This window comes from Pseudomonas sp. LM13 (genome assembly GCF_041381355.1).
In the GTDB taxonomy this organism is placed as follows: Bacteria; Pseudomonadota; Gammaproteobacteria; order Pseudomonadales; family Pseudomonadaceae; genus Stutzerimonas; species Stutzerimonas frequens.
In genome coordinates, this window is the sequence record NZ_JACBXH010000142.1 from 1 (window position 1) to 435 (window position 435).

Annotated in this window: 1 protein-coding gene; it reads right to left on the bottom strand. The window is 62.1% G+C overall.

Annotated features, from left to right (window positions below):
* The coding region (locus tag HZR81_RS23740) for a transposase (RefSeq protein WP_500129410.1) at positions 1-435 on the bottom strand (435 nt) is incomplete at both ends.

The following is a 435-nucleotide window of genomic DNA, read 5'->3' on the forward strand; positions in this document are numbered from 1 at the left end:
CGTACCTCTCCTGCGGTAGTCAGCAAATGTCGGCGCGCCATCCATAGGTTTGACAGCGCGAACAGCGTCACCAGCTGCGCGGTGTTCTTGGCCAGGCCGCGGAAGCGTACCTTCACGTAACCGAACTGGCGCTTGATCACCCGGAATGGGTGCTCGACCTTGGCCCGCACCTGCGCCTTGGCCTTTTCGATCTTGCGCTTGGCTTTGTAGAGCGGGCTGTTCTTGCCGAGTTTTCTGTATGTGCTGCGACGCGCCGCGACCTGCCAGATCACTTCGCGGCCCGCATGTTCTGAGCGCTTTTCGACCCCGGTGTAACCGGCATCGGCGCAGACGACGTTCTCCACGCCATGCAGCAGTTTGTCGACCTGGGTGACATCCGCCACGTTGGCCGCCGTGCCAACCACGCTATGCACCAGCCCCGACTCGTCATCCACA